Annotated in this window: 12 protein-coding genes; 5 read left to right on the forward strand and 7 right to left on the reverse strand. The window is 45.1% G+C overall.

Annotation, left to right across the window (positions count from 1 at the left end; all coding sequences use genetic code 11):
* Positions 1 to 86: 86 nt before the first annotated feature.
* The 3 genes from ACI2IW_RS12195 to ACI2IW_RS12205 are packed head-to-tail and all read left to right on the forward strand — an operon-like array spanning position 87 to position 3,280.
* Entirely contained in the window at positions 87 to 1,787 is a 1,701-nt protein-coding gene (locus tag ACI2IW_RS12195; protein ID WP_404693804.1) for a copper resistance system multicopper oxidase, read from the forward strand.
* Positions 1,788 to 1,812: 25 nt separating this feature from the next.
* Complete coding sequence (locus ACI2IW_RS12200) at positions 1,813 to 2,769, forward strand: copper resistance protein B (protein ID WP_371547256.1); 957 nt, start codon at positions 1,813 to 1,815, stop codon at positions 2,767 to 2,769.
* A gap of 43 nt (positions 2,770 to 2,812) precedes the next feature.
* Positions 2,813 to 3,280, forward strand: a complete 468-nt coding sequence (locus ACI2IW_RS12205) for a DUF305 domain-containing protein (RefSeq protein ID WP_101204545.1) — start codon at positions 2,813 to 2,815, stop codon at positions 3,278 to 3,280.
* A 35-nt stretch (positions 3,281 to 3,315) separates the two neighbouring features.
* On the opposite strand, the gene ACI2IW_RS12210 is transcribed toward ACI2IW_RS12205, so the two are convergent.
* Both ACI2IW_RS12210 and ACI2IW_RS12215 read right to left on the reverse strand, forming a co-directional pair.
* Positions 3,316 to 3,537, reverse strand: a complete 222-nt coding sequence (locus ACI2IW_RS12210) for a hypothetical protein (protein WP_101204544.1) — start codon at positions 3,535 to 3,537, stop codon at positions 3,316 to 3,318.
* A 171-nt stretch (positions 3,538 to 3,708) separates the two neighbouring features.
* On the reverse strand, positions 3,709 to 4,848 hold the full coding sequence (locus ACI2IW_RS12215; RefSeq protein ID WP_101204543.1) for an alkene reductase: 1,140 nt from the start codon (positions 4,846 to 4,848) through the stop codon (positions 3,709 to 3,711).
* Positions 4,849 to 5,022: 174 nt separating this feature from the next.
* Here ACI2IW_RS12215 and ACI2IW_RS12220 point away from each other — a divergent pair, with 174 nt between their 5' ends.
* On the forward strand, positions 5,023 to 5,907 hold the full coding sequence (locus tag ACI2IW_RS12220) for a LysR family transcriptional regulator (protein ID WP_102094142.1): 885 nt from the start codon (positions 5,023 to 5,025) through the stop codon (positions 5,905 to 5,907).
* 164 nt (positions 5,908 to 6,071) lie between these two features.
* On the opposite strand, the gene cobA is transcribed toward ACI2IW_RS12220, so the two are convergent.
* The 5 genes from cobA to ACI2IW_RS12245 all read right to left on the reverse strand — a co-directional run bounded on the left by cobA (position 6,072) and on the right by ACI2IW_RS12245 (position 15,886).
* A complete protein-coding gene (gene cobA / locus ACI2IW_RS12225; RefSeq protein ID WP_227522881.1) occupies positions 6,072 to 6,935 on the reverse strand; it encodes a uroporphyrinogen-III C-methyltransferase in 864 nt (287 codons plus the stop codon).
* 205 nt (positions 6,936 to 7,140) lie between these two features.
* Positions 7,141 to 10,644 carry a nitrate reductase gene (locus ACI2IW_RS12230; protein WP_101204540.1) on the reverse strand — a complete coding sequence of 1,168 codons (3,504 nt, stop codon included), beginning with the start codon at positions 10,642 to 10,644 and terminating at the stop codon, positions 7,141 to 7,143.
* Positions 10,641 to 12,119, reverse strand: a complete 1,479-nt coding sequence (locus ACI2IW_RS12235; RefSeq protein WP_227522874.1) for an NAD(P)/FAD-dependent oxidoreductase — start codon at positions 12,117 to 12,119, stop codon at positions 10,641 to 10,643. The genes ACI2IW_RS12230 and ACI2IW_RS12235 overlap by 4 nt, the downstream gene beginning before the upstream one ends.
* A 52-nt stretch (positions 12,120 to 12,171) precedes the next feature.
* The gene (locus ACI2IW_RS12240) at positions 12,172 to 14,121 is read right to left on the reverse strand and encodes a bifunctional protein-serine/threonine kinase/phosphatase (protein ID WP_101204573.1); all 1,950 of its coding nucleotides are present in this window, start codon (positions 14,119 to 14,121) and stop codon (positions 12,172 to 12,174) included.
* A 256-nt stretch (positions 14,122 to 14,377) separates the two neighbouring features.
* Positions 14,378 to 15,886, reverse strand: coding sequence for a NarK family nitrate/nitrite MFS transporter (locus tag ACI2IW_RS12245; protein ID WP_101204539.1), 1,509 nt, complete (start codon positions 15,884 to 15,886; stop codon positions 14,378 to 14,380).
* A gap of 640 nt (positions 15,887 to 16,526) precedes the next feature.
* Here ACI2IW_RS12245 and nirB point away from each other — a divergent pair.
* Positions 16,527 to 19,127 carry a nitrite reductase large subunit NirB gene (gene nirB, locus ACI2IW_RS12250; protein ID WP_102094136.1) on the forward strand — a complete coding sequence of 867 codons (2,601 nt, stop codon included), beginning with the start codon at positions 16,527 to 16,529 and terminating at the stop codon, positions 19,125 to 19,127.
* The last annotated feature ends 20 nt before the right edge of the window (positions 19,128 to 19,147 follow it).

Raw genomic sequence — 19,147 nt, forward strand, 5'->3', positions numbered from 1 at the left:
CTATTAATAAGCGGCCAAAGTCATAGACTTAGCTGATAAATATAGACTCGACTCTCACTTTATAGATATAAATCAGGTGAATTATTATGAACACAACTATGTTTAACCGCAGGCGTTTTTTGACAGGATCTTCTACCTTGTTAGGGGCATCCATGCTGTCCACCCTACCGTCTATTGCCAATAGTGCGCTCGGTAAAGGCCAGCAGAATGTAGCCATCAACAGTGATAAAGCCGACCATATCGTACCTATCTTAACTGGGAATGAGTTTGATCTGTATGTCAGCAAGAAGCCCGTCACTGTCAATGGCAAGTCGAGTATGGCAACACTGATTAATGACTCGCTACCAGCACCAACGCTAAAGATGCGTGAAGGCGATACCGTAACTATCCGTGTTCATAACCAGATGAATGAGTCAACCTCTATTCATTGGCATGGCTTGCTGGTACCTTTTGAGATGGATGGGGTGCCAGGTATCAGTTTCGATGGTATTCCCGCGAACAGCACCTTTACCTATAAATTCAAACTTAAACAATCAGGCACCTATTGGTATCACTCACACAGTGGCTTTCAAGAGCAAACCGGTATGCTTGGTGCTATCGTCATTGAACCCAAAGGCCGTGAGCGTCATCCTATCGAGGAAGACCATGTAATCGTGCTGAGTGATTGGACGCACCGCGATCCGCACAATCTCTTGAAATTGCTCAAACAGCGCGCTGACTTTGATAATTATCATCTGCCAGATTTCAAAAAACTATTGTCTGATATCGCCGCAACAGATTTAGAAGCCGCTTATGACAAGCGCAAAATGTGGAATCAGATGCGCATGATGCCGACGGATTTTACTGATTTATCTGGCGAAAAGACCTTTACCTATCTGATGAATGGTAAGACCACAGCGGCTAATTGGACAAAGCTAGTAAAAGCAGGACAGCCCGTTAAATTACGCTTTATCAATGCTTCAGCGCAAACCATTTTTGATGTGCGTATACCGGGTCTCAAAATGACTGTGGTGGCAACAGATGGTATTGATGTCGCACCTGTTGCGATTGATGATTTCCGCATTGGCGTGGCTGAGACCTATGATGTCATCGTCACGCCTACTCAAGATGCACATACGATATTTGCCCAAAATATCGATCGTTCAGGCTATGTCGCGACCACGCTTGCGACCAAGAAAGGCGCTCGTGCTGCAATACCTGCTATGGATCAGATCGAATGGCTGACCATGGCCGATATGATGGGTGCGATGGGTGATAAAGGCTACAAAGCAAAGCATGCCAAGACCGAGTATGACTTTAAATCTGATATGCGTGTCGACAGTCCACGTATGAACCTAGATGATCCCGGTATCAACCTGCGTAATATCAATCGTGACGTACTGAATTATAGTCAGCTGCGCTCTGTCGAGGAGGCCATATTTGTAGAGCAGCGTAAGCCTACCCGAGAGATTGAGCTACATTTAACGGGTAACATGGAGCGCTATATTTGGGCTTTAGATGGTGTCATGTTTAAGGATGCAACGCCTGTCAATATTAAGCCTAACGAGCGCGTGCGTATCACCTTAGTTAATGACACGATGATGAACCACCCTATGCATCTGCATGGTATGTGGAGCGACTTGCGCACGCCATCTGGAGACTTTCAGGTACGTAAACATACGATTGTGGTGCAGCCTGCGCAAAAGATTAGCTTCGATGTGACGGGTGAATTTGGACGATGGGCGTGGCATTGCCACCTGCTTTATCACATGGAAGCTGGTATGTTCCGAGAAGTTGCCGTCGTTTAACAAACCTTCGAATATGAGGCTTATTATGAAAATATCTAAGAAAAATCTGCCATTCATTGGTTTGTCATCACTAGTCTTGCTCGCATCATCTTTTGCAGCAGCTGCTGAGATGTCGAATATGGATCACAGCGGCATGGATATGTCCGATATGGATCATAGCGGCATGGATATGTCGGGTGATATGTCTAGTATGGACCACAGCGGCATGGATATGTCAGGCGATATGTCTGATATGGAGCACAGCAGTATGGATATGTCGGGTATGCAAGGTGGGCAGCCACCAGCTGATGCTCGCAGTCCAGACTATTCAAATGGGGTTCCATACGGGCAGTATGGTAAACCCATGATGATGGGCAGCATGCCATTATGGGGAGTCTCAGTAGACGACTTGGGCTATCAGTTTGATGAGGATCAAATCAACTTCGAAGCGATGGGTTGGTATGGTACTGATAGTAACCGTATAAGACTACGCACGGAAGGTAGTGCTCAGACTAAAGATGATAAAGAAATCGATAGCTTGAGCTCGCTTGCTTATTGGAAACCACTGAGCATTTTCTGGAATGGTGAAGCTGGTGTCGCTTACGATACTGAAAACGATAACGCTGCCATAATGGCAGGTATTGTCGGTACCGCGCCTTATTTTATCGAAACGGATGCGAGAGCCTACTTATATACCGATGGTCAACTTCGTCTTGATTTGGGCGCAGAGTACGAATGGCGTTTGGATCAGCATTGGGTAGTCATACCGGAGGTTGGACTGACTGCCTTTAGTAAAGATGACCATGATAATGGTATTACCAAAGGCTTTAATGAGATGGAAACTGAGGTCAGGCTGACTTACGAGACATTCAGTCGCCAGCTAGCTCCTTATGTAGGTGTTAGTTATGAGACAGCGCTTGGCAAGGCTCGTGGCCAACGACGTCAAGAAAATGAATCAGTTGATAGCAGTAGTTTGACTGCGGGGGTTAAATTCTGGTTTTAACTGTCTACCCATTTTAATTTAACAAAACAATGGAGGTCATATCATGGAAGCTTCTAAGCAAAAAAATATGAACCCTTATGTAAAATTCACCTTAATGATTCTGACATCGACTGTCATCATGTATATCATGATGTATTTTAACACCTACCAGTGGGATCACATTTACTTTAGTGAAACCCGAGCTTATATGGCGCTATATATGGGTGCCGGTATGGCAGTCGTCATGTTGGCATTTATGACCAATATGTATAAAAAGACCAAGGTCAATTTGATGATCTATGGTCTAAGTGTATTGATGTTTGCAGTTGGTATCTGGGGCGTTAGATCTCAAGCGACTGTCGATCAAGTCGATTGGATGCAGGCGATGATACCGCATCACTCGATTGCCATTCTCACTAGTAGTCGCGCTGATATTGAAGATCCGCGTGTACAAAAGCTTGCTGATGATATTATAAAAGCACAAAAACGTGAAATTGATGAAATGAAGCAGTTGATTGATGAGCTTGAATAAGAGAATGGTGTACCAGTGAACGCTGCGAAAAGTGATCACTCTTTTCTGCTCAGACGCTCAATGACCCAGCCTGCTAGTGGGAAAGACACCAACTGTGTCAGTGGAACAAGTATTATCGTTTCAATTAATACCACCACTGGCAGGCTTAATCCTTGGGTCACAGGCTTCAATAACGTCAATACGATTAGGAGCGTTGGATAAAGTCCGACATATCCTATCAATATGCGTATAAGTCTGTCTTTGGAATTCTGATTCATTGCCTACTACCTATTGATAAAACGATAAAAGAAAAACCTTTAAGCGACAAAAACAATAATTGTCGCTTAAAGATTGACTGTCTGTGAATATCCAACAAGTCACAAATTTATAAATGAAAATAAGGCCATTAGTATTAATGGCCTTATCTCAGTCACTGTTTATGTACTTTGCTATTCTTGATAGTAAGGATAATCACTGTAGCCCACATCAGTACCACCATACATCGTGGTAGGATCTACTTCATTCAATGGCCAGTTATTGGCAATACGCTCTGGCAGATCAGGATTGGCGATAAAAGGACGACCAAACGCGAATAAATCACCGTAGCCTTTTTCTAAAATGTTCACAGCTTTTTGTACCGTGTACTTGCCAGCATAAATAATACGGCCTGAAAACTCTTCTCTGACTGCTTGATAAAAAGTGTCTGGTAAATCAGGCGCATTATCCCAATCAGCTTCTGCAATGGACAAATAAGCAATACCCGCTTGCTCAAGCAATTTGACTGCTTCGACATAGGTATGATGGGGATCTGACTCTACCAAGCCTAAATACACGCGCGTCTCATCCGTACTCGCAAATAATGGCGCAAAGCGTACGCCTAAACGATCAGCACCCACCACATCACTGACAGCAGCGACGATTTCTTTTAAGAAGCGCAAACGATTGGTCAACGACCCACCATATTGATCATCACGGTGATTGGTGTGCTCAGAGATAAACTGATTGACCAAATAACCGTTAGCACAATGCAGCTCTACCCCATCAAAACCCGCCTCCAATGCATTGCGCGCAGCGGCCGCATACATCGTTACCAACTCACCAACTTCATCGGTACTGAGAGCGCGTGGCTCACTTGGATCAGCCAATGCACCTGCACCTGGACCTGTTTCAATAAATACTTTGACGTTATCAGCGGTAATATCAGACGGCCCTACCGGCTGAGCACCATTAGGCTGCAAGCTGGTGTGCGACACACGGCCTACATGCCAAAGCTGAGCAAAAATAATACCGCCTTTGTCATGTACTGCTTGCGTGACTTTTTTCCAGCCTTCAACTTGGGCTGGTGAATGGATACCCGGTGTCCAAGCATAACCTTGACCTCTTGGCTCAATCTGCGTACCTTCCGTCACCATAAAGCCTGCTGACGCACGCTGTGCATAATAGCTGGCCATTAAGTCATTAGGGATATTGTCAGGTTGCGTGCTACGAGAGCGTGTCAATGGCGGCATTACGATACGGTTGTTGAGCGTATAAGGCCCAAGTGCTACAGAGGAAAATAATGTCTTTGTACCTGGAATAGTTTGTGTCATAAGTATCTCTTTTAAAGCAGCTGATGGCTTATTATTGAATGTATTGAGCCTGTTTTAATGCTTAACAGCTCATTTAGTGGCTACTTAAGCAATGTTGGTCAGCATAGCGTTTTGCAGGTACAATTAGAAACAACCGTTTCTTGTTTAAGATACAATTATTAATGGTATGAAATTATGAATGGTATGAATCGGCTCGATATCAAGCAACTTAGAGTATTGCAGGCGCTACTTGATCTAAAAAACTTGTCGCAAGTCGCACGCAAAATGGGGCTGACCCAACAAGCCATCAGTGAGCAGTTACGCAAGTTACGTGAGGTGTTTGATGATCGTTTGTTTATTCGTCAAGGCAATAGCATGGTGGCAACACCAAAAGCGCTATCGATGCAGCAACCTATTGACCATATATTAAAGCAGTTGGAAGATTTGTTAGAGCCAGAGATTTTTATGCCGCACACATACAAAGGCATATTTACGATTAGTGCGACTGACTATGCGACGCAGGCATTATTACCGCAATTGTTTAATATTACGCGACGCGAAGCACCAGATTTGAAGTTAATCGTACGTGATTTTGCCTCAGACAATATCAATCAGCTGATTGCAGCAGGCGAGCTTGATTTGTTGATTACCTTCCCTGAATTTATCCCTGATAACTTATCATATGTGACTTTATTTGAAGAGCAACATTTATGCGTGACGGGTTGTGAAAATACCTTTGCCACAGAGCCATTGACGCTGTCGCAAGTGGCTGCACACGCGCAGCTAGTCGTGTCACCCTCGCGTGCTAATTTACGCGGCTCTCATGATCAATGGTTTGCAGAAAAAGGTCTAAAACGAAATATTGTGATGTCGGTTCCTAGCTTTTCGGCTGTACCAGATATTTTGCACACGACTGACATGATTGCGTTTTATCCTTCGCGATTATTGCCGAGCAATAAGGTCAAAGAACTTGAGGTGGAAGCATTGCCGCCTACTTTTAAGGTCATCGCAGCATGGCATCCACGTACTGCTGACAGTGGCATACATCGTTGGTTAATCGAGCAATTACGAAATCTATAATAAGTAACTTAGCTATAGCCAACCTTGAAACGACATCGAACACTCTTAAACTTGATGTAAGTATTATCTAGACTAAACATGGTTCTACACAAGATTCTAGACGGGTGCACATAATCACCTTAGTAACAGTTTCTTAAAATAACAGTCTTTTAAACATAGTTATCCTACGCAATACTCTCCAAATTGGGTATTAAATCATTACTGCTTATCACTTTATCAACATCAACAAACTCACCTTTACCCATGGCGCCAAGATTATAGTCTGCAAACTCATGATATAAAGTGACCACATCACCCATAATCAATAGTGCAGGGGTTGGCAGTTTTGCTTCAGCTTGCTGATCAGCGATATCACTTAATGTGCCGATAAGTACTTGCTGCGTTGGCATACTGGCATGACTAATGATAGCAAAAGGCGTTTCGCTGTCACGTCCGCCTGCTATCAACCCTTGTGTCATCTCATGCAAACGGTGCAAACCCATGTAAAACACAACTGTCTGGCTGCTGTCCATTAGCTCACTATAATCGTTATTAGGCGCGCCATTTTTTTTGCAAGCAGTAACAAACTTGACCGATTGAGCATGGTCACGGTGCGTTAGTGGAATTCCTGTACGGCTAGCAGCGGCACTGGCGGCAGTAATACCTGGAATAGACTCAAAATGAATGCCATGACGTACCACTTCCTGTAGCTCTTCGCCGCCGCGTCCAAAAATAAAAGGGTCGCCACCTTTTAAGCGAACCACCATCTTACCTGCCAGCGCGTGTTTGACCAGTAGCTCGTTAATACTTTCTTGTGGCAATGCATGATTGGCGCGGCGCTTACCAACGAATATTTTTTCAGCCGTGCTCGCGCACATATCCAAAATATCCTCAGACACCAGACTGTCGTATAACACGACCTCTGCGCGCTGCATTACTCGCCACGCTTTTAATGTTAATAGCTCAGGGTCACCAGATCCTGCGCCAATCAGATGCACAGTGCCTCTTTTGGTGCAAGTTTGCACGTTTTCTGCGCAGTGTTGATCCATTAGCTGATAGGTCTCATGCATTGAGGTAGCGGCAGATATATTGGTCATGGTGGTGACTCCTGATAACAGCGTGAATACAGCAAAATGGGCAACCACAAGCAAAGTTGTCAATAAACCCCTACCCTAAAATGGCTTATTGTTCATAACACAACACTCAACCAGTAATTGCATATAAAAGGCTGCAAGCGACGTGCCATAACATCATTTAAGCTTGTGCCAATGGGCCGCATTCTGCGATTAATGCGTTAATTTGCCCCACGCAAGAGCCACAATTGGTACCTGCTCGGCACTGCTTACCCACTGCCGTCGCACTAATACAACCATGCTGTGTGATAGCGTTGAGAATGGTATTTTTTCCAACTGACATACATGAGCACACTAAAGGTCCTGGATCAACATAGCCGCTGGCAGGCCGCCCCGCTAGCAACCATTTATATCGTTGATTAACAGGTATTTGACTAGTATCCGTAAAGCAGCTATCGAGCCAACGTACACTCGGTAATTGCTTTTGCGTTGGAGCAACATAAATAGCCATAATCAGTTGTGTGCTGGGTCTCTCATCATCAGATGACCCACTATTTATGGCAGCGTTATTTGAGTCCGTCTCAGGCGCAGATTGCGTCACAATAAAACGCAATTGATTCTGTACATTATCGACCGTAAACGCCGTATGCATGACACGCTCTTGACAGTTTGGCTGTGATAATGATTGCATAGAGGCCATAAACTGCTGCCAAAACTCGGGGCACGCTAAGGTACTGCTAGCCTCCACCATCGGGCTAGCGAGATTTATCAAGACACTGTTATTTTGATGACTCAAACTCCAAGTAAGTGCAGGTAATGCCTCTGGCAAAATATTATTCGAATGTGCTTCGCATTTTGTTTCAGACAATTCTTTCTCTGACGATTGCGCAGAAAAATTGGCCAAAATAGTACGTAGTTGCACTATAACGGCGTCTTGCCACTCAGGATGCACCAAAATCTTGCCAAATGATTGCATAGGAACGGACGTGACACTGATCGCCGAATTTTTGAGCTCTGGCTGCCCTGAATGTGGATCGACGACTGTTGGAATAAGGGGACCTACCCGAGCAAAGCTAGCAAAAGCATTGCTCCAATGCATGGGCATAAACGCATCACCAACGCGCAACGTATCGCTAATGGCAACTTGCGCCATTACGGTACTTGCGGGCTCGTTGCCATCCCTAGCCGTACTCATCGCGATATCAATGACTATGCCATTATTGGTCACGCCGTTCTCATAACTTTCATACTTTCCGTAGTTTTCATACCTACGATGCAGTTGCACAAAATCATTGTCTTGAACACCTAGCTGCCGTGCATCATTAGGATGTATGGTCAGTGTCGGTACTGGCTGATGTTGATTTAACTGCGATGCAAGGCCAGTGCGAGTCATGGTGTGCCATTGATCACGCAGCCTGCCAGTAATCAGGCGTACATGAAACACTTCGTTTTCAGATTGAGTATCATACTCAACCTCGTGTTTAGAGGGTGTTCGATTATCAACAATCAGTTGGGGTTTTTGCCTGCTTTGATATCGATGCACATTAGCTACGCTCGCTTCATTAGAGGGTGTAATAGCGATTAACTGTGACTTAGTAATAGTAGCAGCGGAATTAATAATCTCGTTTTCTAAAGGTTTTATCTTATCAATCATAGAGATACGCGTGCCACCCCATTGAAACGGTAGCATCTCTTCGTATGCTTGCTGACTGAGTACGATTGGCTGATGTATTTGATTGCCGTTCTGGTTAATATGCTGGCTAATATATTGTTGAGCAGGTTTATCGGCTGGTACCTCATCTGTCATTAAAGCAGACAAGTCTTTGCTAAGGTTCAGATAACGAGGGTAATTCTTATTAGAGTGAGATGTTCTGTGGCTATGCGTATTACCATCAGCGGTCAATGCCACATGCTCATTAAATATCTCGCTAGGATGTTGGTAATCAAACCCCGTTAATCCCATTCGTGTGGCAACTTGAGACAGTATCCACCAATCTGGTTTGGCAAGCCCTGCTGCAGGCATTAATGTCCGCTGCCGAGAGATACGCCGTTCAGAATTGGTGACCGTTCCAGATTTTTCACCCCACCCTTGAGCAGGCAGTACAATGTCGGCACACTTTACCGTATCACTGTCTACCGAGCAATCAGAGACAATTACCAAATCACATGCAGCAAGCGCTTGACGAAAATTATCCGCATCTGGCAAGCTGACCACAGGGTTGGTGGCCATAATCCAAATGGCCTTGATACGACCATCCAATATGGCAGCGGCAGCATCGCAGGCTTTGACACCCACGTTTGGGGAGATAGGTTGAGGCGACTGCCAAAAGTCTGCCACAAGCTGACGATGATCGGCATTGTCTAGTTCTAAATGCGCCGCCAACAGATTTGCAAGGGCGCCGACTTCTCGTCCACCCATTGCATTAGGCTGTCCAGTAAGTGAAAACGGACTGGCCCCTACTTTGCCCACACGCCCCGTGAACAAATGGGTATTGGTAATAGCATTGACCTTATCGGTTCCGCTTTGTGATTGATTAACGCCCATACTAAAGGCAGTGACTGTTTTATCAGTGGCGGCAACGCATTCATAGAACTGGCGGATACTATCTGCCGACACTTGGCAGGCGTGTGCAACTTTGTCAATGCTCCATGCTTTGGCAGCATTCACCGCATCATCAACGCCCAAGCTTTGGTTAACATATTCATCATCTTGGCAACCCTGCTGATCTAGGTAATGCAGCAACCCATTATATAAATGTGTATCCGTACCCGCAGCAATTGGTAAATGCAAATCAGCAAATTCACAAGAGTCCGTACGGCGCGGGTCTATTACAATCAGTTTTTTATTAGGATTGGCTTTTTTGGCTGCTAAAAATCGACCAAACAAAATAGGATGGCACCACGCCATATTGGAGCCTACCAGTACCAATAAATCACAAGCTTCCAAATCCTCGTAATTACCCGGCACAAGGTCTGCACCAAACGCACGTTTGTGCCCAGCTACTGCAGATGACATACACAGCCGAGAGTTGGAGTCGATGTTATTATTACCAATAAACCCTTTTATAAATTTGTTAGCCACGTAATAGTCTTCAGTCAGCAATTGACCTGAGACATAAAACATAATGCTGTCTCGCCCGTGTTTAGCGATAGTGTCATTTAAACGACTGGCTACGTCATCTAAAACGGTGTCCCAGTCTGTCTGATTTATAAGTGGCTTGTCGGATACGTCTATAGCATTGAAATCATTACCCAATTGCATAGGCTGATGCTGTTTCATGACTGCTTGCTTGTTTTGATAATATGGCTCGGTCAAGCGGCGCGCAGTGCCCAGTGTTTGTGCTAGCGCACTCCCTTTGGAGCACAATTTACCAAAGTTAGCCGGATGCTCAGGATCTCCTTTAACGCTCAGCACCTCTGTCTCATTTACGCTCGCTAAAACACCGCATCCCACTCCGCAATAAGGGCACGTCGTGCGGATAGTAGTGATAGAGCTATCAATCGAGCTATCAATCAAATCGCCATCAGAAGACGTCAGTGCTTTTTTTATATTTTTGGCAGCACTTATATCATGTGTTTCAATGACGCAGTCTGTTGCTTTTTGCACGCTATTAGGTAGGCCGTTCGATTTATTAGCTGATACTACTTTGCTTGCAGCAGATTCATTGGCAATAGCGTCATTCATAATGCATCCTCTAACAGTTCAGCCGCTTTATGATGATCGACGTTCTTGTCTGTCTCATTAAATTCTATATCTACTTCCGTAGTTGGCAAATTGTTAAGTGTGATTTCATCCAAATGACAATATGCCTCACCAAATATGAGTGTGTCTTTGATGGACGTAATATCAACGTTATCTATAATCAACTGGCTATAAAAGCTGCCATCGCTGGTGTCCCCATAAAGCACAGCACCAATGAGTTTGTTTTCTTTGAGGTACAGACAATGATAATGGTTTAATTCAGGCTGACGATATACGAGGGTTTCAACAGTATCAGCGGCTTCGTCATCAAAAGCGATTTGCCCTGCAGAAAATGCCGACATACCAGATACTTTTAATTTTAATGACAACGGTTTGCTCACAAAAGAAACCCAGTGATCTGGTACGGCAGTTTTATTGTCTATCACATTTGTATCGTTTTTTATCAAAGCATCTTTTAAAACCGTGACCAACGTATCTACTTGTTGATTGACCGGCGCCACCATTCCAAATAGCTCGCCCTCTCGCTCTATACACTCACCAATCGCATAAACATTGGGACAACTGGTATGCATAAAATCATCGACCACAATACCGCGATTAACCTCGAGTCCGCTTTGCTTAGCAAGCGCTGTATTGGGTATCACACCCACTGCCATCACGATAAAATCGGCCGCTAGCATGCGCCCGTCTTTTAAAGATAGTCCGCATACTTCTCCTGCGTCATTCATCTCAATGGCTTCAGTGTGTGCAGAAACCGCGAGACAAACCCCTCGGCGGCGGAGCTCGGCTTGCAAAAGTTCGGCGGCTGGCAGGTCTAATTGACGATTGAGGACATAACCATCCATATGAATGACCGTCATACTCGCGCCCTGTGCCGCTAACGCGCAGGCAGCCTCCAATCCCAGTACGCCACCGCCAATCACCAAACCCGTTTTTCCTTGGCGGGCATAGTCCATCAGAGCGGTCACATCGGCAAGGTCTCGAAACACATGCACGCCCTTAGCCGTGTGATTGGGGAACGGAATGACTCGAGCAGTTGATCCTGTGGCCATTATTAACTTGGCATAGTTGAGTGTTTGCCCATCATCTAGCTCAATACACTGGCACTTAGTATCTATTGTCTCTACTGCAACCCCAGCCAGCACGGTAATACCCAGCTGCTCATACTCTGAGTTGTCATATAAATAAGTATCTTCAAACGCTGTGTCGCCAGCCAATACTGGTGACAGCATAATGCGGTTATAGCCCACTTGCGGCTCTTTACTGATTAACGTAATTGGCAAACGGGCGGTGTCATCATTTGATTGCGTGCGAGCAAGCTCAATGGCAAAACGACTGCCTGCCATGCCCGCTCCGATAATAACGATGCCAGCGTTTTTTTGATGGTCTGATGCTAAGGCGTGAGTGTTGGTATGAGTATCTACCCTAGTGGAGGCTTGCGACATAGATAGCGACATAAACAGAAAATTCCTTAGCCGCGCGGAGCAGCATTGAATGCAAAACAGCGTGTCATGAAAAGTACGCCAACAACAATAAAATGATGACAAACTCTATGAAGCAAATGCCATGCCATACTAGTAGAGGGTTACGCTTAATGAGAGGCTCTGGGTCGCGGCTGTGCGCCTTATTATCGGGGTTAAAATCTTGTAAAAACTCACCAATGGCTTGATAGCGCGCGTTAGTATTGACATGCAGCGCACGCATGAGTGCCTGTTGGCTGGTGTCAGGTACGTTCTGTTGCCGTAGCGGCTGCGCGGGCATCATTAGTGTTTGGTTTGGCATCATTAGTGTTTGGGTATTAAATGGCAATTGCCCCGTCAGCAGTTCATAACCAATCACTGCAATCGAGAACAAGTCAGAATGCACGCCTTTTGGTGCATCGGTGTAATATTCTGGTGCAGCATAGTGCAAATCACCATTTGGTGGTCGGGTGCTGTCTTTTAAGATAGAGGAACTGGCGGAACCAAAATCAATCAGTTTGACGGCGCCTGATTTGGTTAAAAGAATGTTTTCGGGTTTGATGTCTTGATGCAACAGATAGTTGCGATGCATGACTCGAACCGCCATGCCAATTTTGGTGAGTAAATCAAAGGTTTGCCACACATCACAAGGCTCATGACGATCCATAAAGTCCCGTAGGCTCTCACCGGCGATATATTCAGTCAAATGATATAAGTATGTGGTACTTGCTGGTACTGGATAGTAACGCAGCAGCCCCGACTCACTGAGCCCAGAACCCACGTTATGACCACTATTGTTGGATGCAGGATTGACAGACAATCGATTGGGATCAGCTTGATTGTAAGCCGACTCTCCTGCGCGGCGATGTTTTGATAGGCTCAAACCGATTTTACGTTCTTTTAGAAAATCACGCAGATAGTGACCATCGGCAACAGAGTCTAAACTGGGTGATTTTAGAACAAAGTCATGATTGTATTCATCTTGCACCCAGTACACGTGACTGCGAGCCGTACGAGCAATGATACCAATCACAGTAAAACCATCAATATGATCGCCTATCTGTAAATCGGTTGGCAGCTGGTAGCGATTCACATCATGTATGACCGTATCCAGATTATCAAAGTCAATGCCATCAAAATGACCAATACCCTTTGAGCCATTGATAGAAGTAAAATGGGCTGATCGTGTGTTCATACTCAGCATGACCATGCTTAGATTATCATGACTGCCTGCACTAAAGGCTTGCTCGCACACGGCTTGACTGGTGTTAAACCCTAGCGGTAATTTGTGCGTGGTGGCCATCAACTGAAATATATCAGTCGCACTGCTGCACAGCTCAAATTGCAACTCTGTGGGCTCTATATGCTCATAAACCCCATCTGTCATAATGGCCAAACATTCGTTTTGATGAAGGGTAAATACCGATTGTTGTAGCTCTAACTGGCTATCTGCGCCGATAGCTGCAGCAAGCGCTCCTTTGTCTTGGCCGCGGTGCACGCGATGATCTTTGCTCAATACTGTCAGACAATCTACCCCAACGCGGTATATTCGAGAGTCGCCTGTATGAAACAGGTGAATACGGTCACCGATACAGAGCAAGCCTGATAACGTAGACAACAACGGCGGTACCCGTTGATACGATTGAGGAAAATATAGAATATCGTTGGCTTTGTTGACTGCTGTTTTGATGATAGTGGCGACTTGATCATCATCAAAACTGATGGATGACGTCTCATCTTGTGATTGTGCCAGTGCAGTCAACCCTAATGTGATTTTGTGAGCAATGGTATTCACTACCAGTCGACTTGCCTGTTTTGGAAACTGACAAGCGCTGACCCCATCTGCCATCAGCACCAATAATGGGGCTGATGAGGACGGGTGAGATACTGCATGAGGCATTGAGCGATTAGCATTAGATGATTCTGCACCTGAGCATTGATAGGGCAAGCAGGTGGTGATAAGTAAGCTGTCTTGGTTTTCAGTCTTGCGACCTGCCATAGTGAAAAAATCAAGCCACCATAATGCAGTACTGGCATCAACAATATCCTTACTGTCACCAGTCTTATCAATAGCGTGGCTATCAATGCGCTGGCTGACATCGTTGGTAACAAACTGACCTGAGCCTATTAGAGATGACGGATTGCCTGTATTAAAATGAACCGCCATCTCATCAGCGTTTTGGTACATATCACCATCCGCATTTTGACTATTGTTTCTATTGGCGTGTGCTATCGTCATCTGTCTTCACCCCGTACTATCTATGACTCACTTGTATTTCGGCAAATGTGCCATCTGGCATCTCTTCAATAATGATGCCTTCTGGCTCTTTTAAGAGAAACAAAGCAAAGAATCCAGCCACTGCTGTCGCGGCAATTACAAAGAAAAACACTTGATAAGACACCAGGCTCAACACCGTTAAATACACCACTGATCCAACATTGCCATACGCGCCTGTCATCCCTGCAAACTGCCCTGTCATACTGCGTTTGATCAGAGGAATCACTGCAAAAACAGCACCCTCACCTGCCTGTACAAAGAATGAGCAAAACATTGTGATTAACAATGCCAATGCCAGTGGCCACGTTGAGTCAAGGAAGCCCATTAATAGATACCCGATGGCCAAACCAGCTGTCAAAATCAACAAAGTAATTTTGCGACCAAACTTATCACTGAGCCAACCGCCACCTGGGCGTGACATGAGATTCATAAAGGCATAGCTCGATGCCAATACCCCTGCCATCACAATCGATAAACTAAAAGTTTCTTGGTAAAACAAAGGAAGCATCGACACGACGGCAAGCTCTGAGCCGAACGTAGCAAAATACAAAATATTTAAAATACCTACTTGCTTAAAATCATAACGATGCGCCACTGGTACAGGCGTGGTGAAAACCTCTTTATTAAAGCGGTAGCTACTGATGAACTCGTAAACATACAGTATCGCAAGGCCGATATAGACCATGGTGACACTAGACTGGCTCAGCAAGCTCACACCATCAGGTGATAGTTTCCACGCCAATAGGGCCAATGCCAAATACATAGGCAGTTTAAAAACCATCATTAACCAAAAATCACCTGATGACGTCACCATCATGGCACCTGATTTTTTGGGTTTAAAATAAGTAGCTCCTTTGGGTGTATTACGCGCCATCTTATAAAAAATGATGCTATAAATCGCCATCACAACTCCTGACGTGGCTGTTGCATAACGCCAACCTTCATCACCACCGAACACTGCTGCGGCACCAATCGCGATAGTCGGCAATAACAGTGCCGCTGCTGCTGAGCCGAAATTACCCCACCCCCCATAAATGCCCTCAGCTGTTCCCAATTCATTGGTTGGAAACCAATCGCTCATCAAACGGATACCCACCACAAAACCTGCACCCACAAAACCCAGTAAAAACCGAGACAGTGCCAAGGTGTTGTAATCCTGCGCGAACGCAAAGGTAAAACAAGGAATAGCACCAATGGCTAAAATGGCGGTATAAACAATACGAGGGCCAAAACGGTCTGTCAGCATCCCGATAATCACGCGGGCAGGAATAGTCAGTGCCACGTTTAAAATGAGTAGCGTTTTGACTTGATCTTTACTCAGATTGAGTGTTTCTCCAATCGCTGATAAAAATGGTGCATGGTTAAACCATACAAAAAAGGTAAGGAAAAATGCCATCCAACCTAAATGAAGGATTTTATTTTTACCCGTAAATGACAAAACATTAAGCTTGTCTTTACTAGGTGCAACGGGGGCTGATGATGACATAGGCAACTTCCTCAAATGATTAACTTCAGGGTTCTGACAACGTACTAAAGGTACTAAGTGTTCAAAAAATGCAGTATTCAAATATGATAAGTAGCAATGTTTCAAGCAGTGCAATGGTTATGCCAGTTATTTATGTACGCTGCCAAATCCGTATAAAGATCAGCACTCGTTAATTATCCAAGCGCCTTTACTGGCGGGTCTATAACCATTACCACACCTGACGCTTATGCTAATAAAGCATTAACACAGCAGATTTAAAACACTCCATCAGCCTCCCTTATAAACAGCAATAACATCCAACTTGGGGCACTGTAGTGTCTATTTTGGTGCATTAATTTTTGATATCACTGTCGTTAACAATCGTGTTCACCCTGATTTTTGGCAAATAGTGGCGCTAACTATACTCACGTAAAAACCTTTGTACATAAGTGACTCGAACCGATACGGTATACCTTTATGTCTGATGGCAACACGCAAAAACCTAGCTAATCGAAGTGCTCTGGCATGATTATTGAATGCTCTGTAATAGTAGGTATTAAATGCTGTTTATCAGCTGTTGTTGAGAGACGGAGCCGTTTATAGCGTGATAAAAAATAAACGATGTCCGTATTCAACCAGCCCCATTACTAAGGACAGACGCATGATTAGCACTGCATTGAACACAGAAAACAAAGGCAATTTGGTGGTGATTGGCAACGGTATGGTCGGTCATCACTTTATTGAACGAGCAATTGAGCAAGGACTGCACCAGCAATTTGATATTCATGTATTTGCTGAAGAAGACCGCCCTGCTTATGACCGTGTTTATTTGTCGAGCTACTTTGAACATAAAGATGCCAGTAAGCTGAACCTAGTAGATTTAACGGCTTACGAATTATCAAAAGTTAATTTGCATTTGAATCAATGCATTGTAGATATCGATTCTGCCAGTCAGCGTATTACTACTGAGGCAGGCGAGATTATTGAATACTCTGAATTGGTGCTAGCGACGGGCTCATATCCTTTTGTGCCGCCCATCCCAGGCCGCGAGCATCCGCACTGCCACGTATACCGTACCATTGCAGATTTAGATGAGATTCTAGCGATTGCTGAGCTACCCACTGTCAAAAAAGGCGTGGTGGTTGGTGGTGGCTTACTGGGGCTTGAGGCCGCAAAAGCGCTCGTGACGCTAGGGCTTGATACCTATGTGGTCGAGTTCGCACCGCAATTGATGGGCGTTCAGCTTGATGCCGCTGGTGGTGAGATCTTAAAGCGTAAAATAGAAGCACTGGGTGTCAAAGTACTGACAGGCAAAAACACCAAAGAGATTCTGTCTAATACTGCACGCGACTCTGATGACACTAGCAGTGATGGTCAACATTTAACCATGCAGTTTACAGATGGCACCTCTCTAACGACCGATATGATTGTGTTTAGCGCTGGTATTAGACCGCAAGACGGTCTCATTAAAAACAATCCCGAATGCGGTATCGAAATGGGCGGGCGTGGTGGCATCTTGATCAATGAGCAATGTCGCACCAATGTAGATCATGTTTATGCCGTAGGCGAATGCGCAGTATGGGACAATAAAGTATTTGGTCTGGTAGCTCCCGGTTACAACATGGCCAGTATCTGTGCCGCGCAAATCGCTGGTGATAGCAAACAGATATTTACGGGTGCTGACATGAGCACCAAGTTAAAACTGATGGGTGTGGATGTAGGTAGTATTGGCGACGCACATGGCTCAAGTGAAGGCAGCTTAAGCTACCTGTATCAGAACCCTGCTGAGGGAATTTATAAAAAACTGGTCACCACACCAGATAACAAACGATTGCTTGGCGCTGTATTGGTAGGCGACACCGAAGACTATAACAACCTATTGCAATTATATTTAAATGACATTGACCTACCCGCACACCCAGAAAGCCTGATATTACCCAATGTCGAAAAACCCGTGATGGGCATCGACAATCTGCCAGATACCGCCACGATTTGTTCTTGTTATAACGTGACCAAAGGTGCTATCTGCTCAGCCGTCGAAAACGGCGCATACTCCGTCAGCGATGTAAAAACCATGACCAGTGCTGGTAGTGGCTGTGGCGGCTGTGCCCCTATGGTCAAAGATACGGTCAGCTATCAACTCACCGCCATGGGCTTTGAAGTAAACAATGACTTGTGTGAGCACTTTGCTTACTCTCGTCAAGATTTATATAGCTTGATTCGCGTGCACGGTATCAAAACCTTTGATGAATTACTAACTGAACATGGTAGCGGTCATGGTTGTGAGATATGTAAACCAACGGTCGCCTCTATTTTGGCATCGTGCTGGAATGACTACGTACTCAAGACTGAGCTGACACCACTACAGGACAGTAACGATTACTACTTAGGTAACATCCAAAAAGACGGCACTTATTCCGTCGTACCGCGTGTGCCGGGCGGTGAAATTACTGCAGACAAGCTCATCGTACTGGGTCAAGTGGCGAAGCAGTTTAATTTATACACTAAAATCACTGGTGGGATGCGGGTCGATCTGTTTGGCGCACGCATGGAGCAATTGCCTGATATTTGGACGCAACTGGTGCAAGCAGGCTTTGAGACTGGCCATGCCTATGGTAAATCTTTACGTACCGTGAAATCTTGTATCGGTAATAACTGGTGCCGCTACGGCGTCGATGACAGCATTGGCCTCGCCTTGAGATTAGAAGATCGTTACAAAGGCGTGCGCTCGCCGCACAAAATCAAGATGGGTGTGTCAGGCTGTATGCGCGAATGTGCTGAGGCGCAAAGTAAAGACTTTGGCATGATTGCGACTGAAAACGGCTGGAATTTATTTGTCTGTGGTAATGGCGGTATTACCCCGCGTCATGGTGAGCTGTTCGCCACCGATCTGGATACCGAAACCATGGTCAAATACATCGACCGCATCATTATGTTCTATATCAAAACAGCGGACAAGCTACAGCGCACCTCAAAGTGGCGTGAAAGCTTAGATGGCGGGCTTGATTATCTAAAAGCCGTCATTATCGAAGACAGTTTGGGCATAGCAGATGAGCTCGAAGCACAAATGCAATTATTGGTCGACAATTACGTGTGTGAGTGGGCAGCGACGATTAATGACACCGAAAAACTCAAACGTTTCCGTCATTTTGTAAACAGTGAGAAAGGCGATGATAATGTCGTTTTCGTGACTGATCGTGAGCAGATTCGCCCAGCGACTGATGCGGAAAAAGCAACCATCAACCTGGTTGAATTGGCCTAGCCAATGATGAGTGCCTTGTT

It is taken from the genome of Psychrobacter sp. NPDC078501, assembly GCF_044900935.1.
Lineage (GTDB): Bacteria > Pseudomonadota > Gammaproteobacteria > Pseudomonadales > Moraxellaceae > Psychrobacter.

What these genes read in the sequence shown, in the direction of transcription:
- ACI2IW_RS12195 (WP_404693804.1), top strand. Translation starts at nt 87, where the DNA reads ATGAACACAACTATGTTTAACCGCAGGCGTTTTTTGACAGGATCTTCT.
- ACI2IW_RS12235 (WP_227522874.1), bottom strand. Translation starts at nt 12,119, where the DNA reads ATGTCGCTATCTATGTCGCAAGCCTCCACTAGGGTAGATACTCATACC.
- cobA (WP_227522881.1), bottom strand. Translation starts at nt 6,935, where the DNA reads ATGGATCAACACTGCGCAGAAAACGTGCAAACTTGCACCAAAAGAGGC.
- ACI2IW_RS12220 (WP_102094142.1), top strand. Translation starts at nt 5,023, where the DNA reads ATGAATGGTATGAATCGGCTCGATATCAAGCAACTTAGAGTATTGCAG.
- ACI2IW_RS12245 (WP_101204539.1), bottom strand. Translation starts at nt 15,886, where the DNA reads ATGTCATCATCAGCCCCCGTTGCACCTAGTAAAGACAAGCTTAATGTT.
- ACI2IW_RS12240 (WP_101204573.1), bottom strand. Translation starts at nt 14,121, where the DNA reads ATGGCAGGTCGCAAGACTGAAAACCAAGACAGCTTACTTATCACCACC.
- ACI2IW_RS12230 (WP_101204540.1), bottom strand. Translation starts at nt 10,644, where the DNA reads ATGAATGACGCTATTGCCAATGAATCTGCTGCAAGCAAAGTAGTATCA.
- nirB (WP_102094136.1), top strand. Translation starts at nt 16,527, where the DNA reads ATGATTAGCACTGCATTGAACACAGAAAACAAAGGCAATTTGGTGGTG.
- ACI2IW_RS12200 (WP_371547256.1), top strand. Translation starts at nt 1,813, where the DNA reads ATGAAAATATCTAAGAAAAATCTGCCATTCATTGGTTTGTCATCACTA.
- ACI2IW_RS12215 (WP_101204543.1), bottom strand. Translation starts at nt 4,848, where the DNA reads ATGACACAAACTATTCCAGGTACAAAGACATTATTTTCCTCTGTAGCA.
- ACI2IW_RS12205 (WP_101204545.1), top strand. Translation starts at nt 2,813, where the DNA reads ATGGAAGCTTCTAAGCAAAAAAATATGAACCCTTATGTAAAATTCACC.
- ACI2IW_RS12210 (WP_101204544.1), bottom strand. Translation starts at nt 3,537, where the DNA reads ATGAATCAGAATTCCAAAGACAGACTTATACGCATATTGATAGGATAT.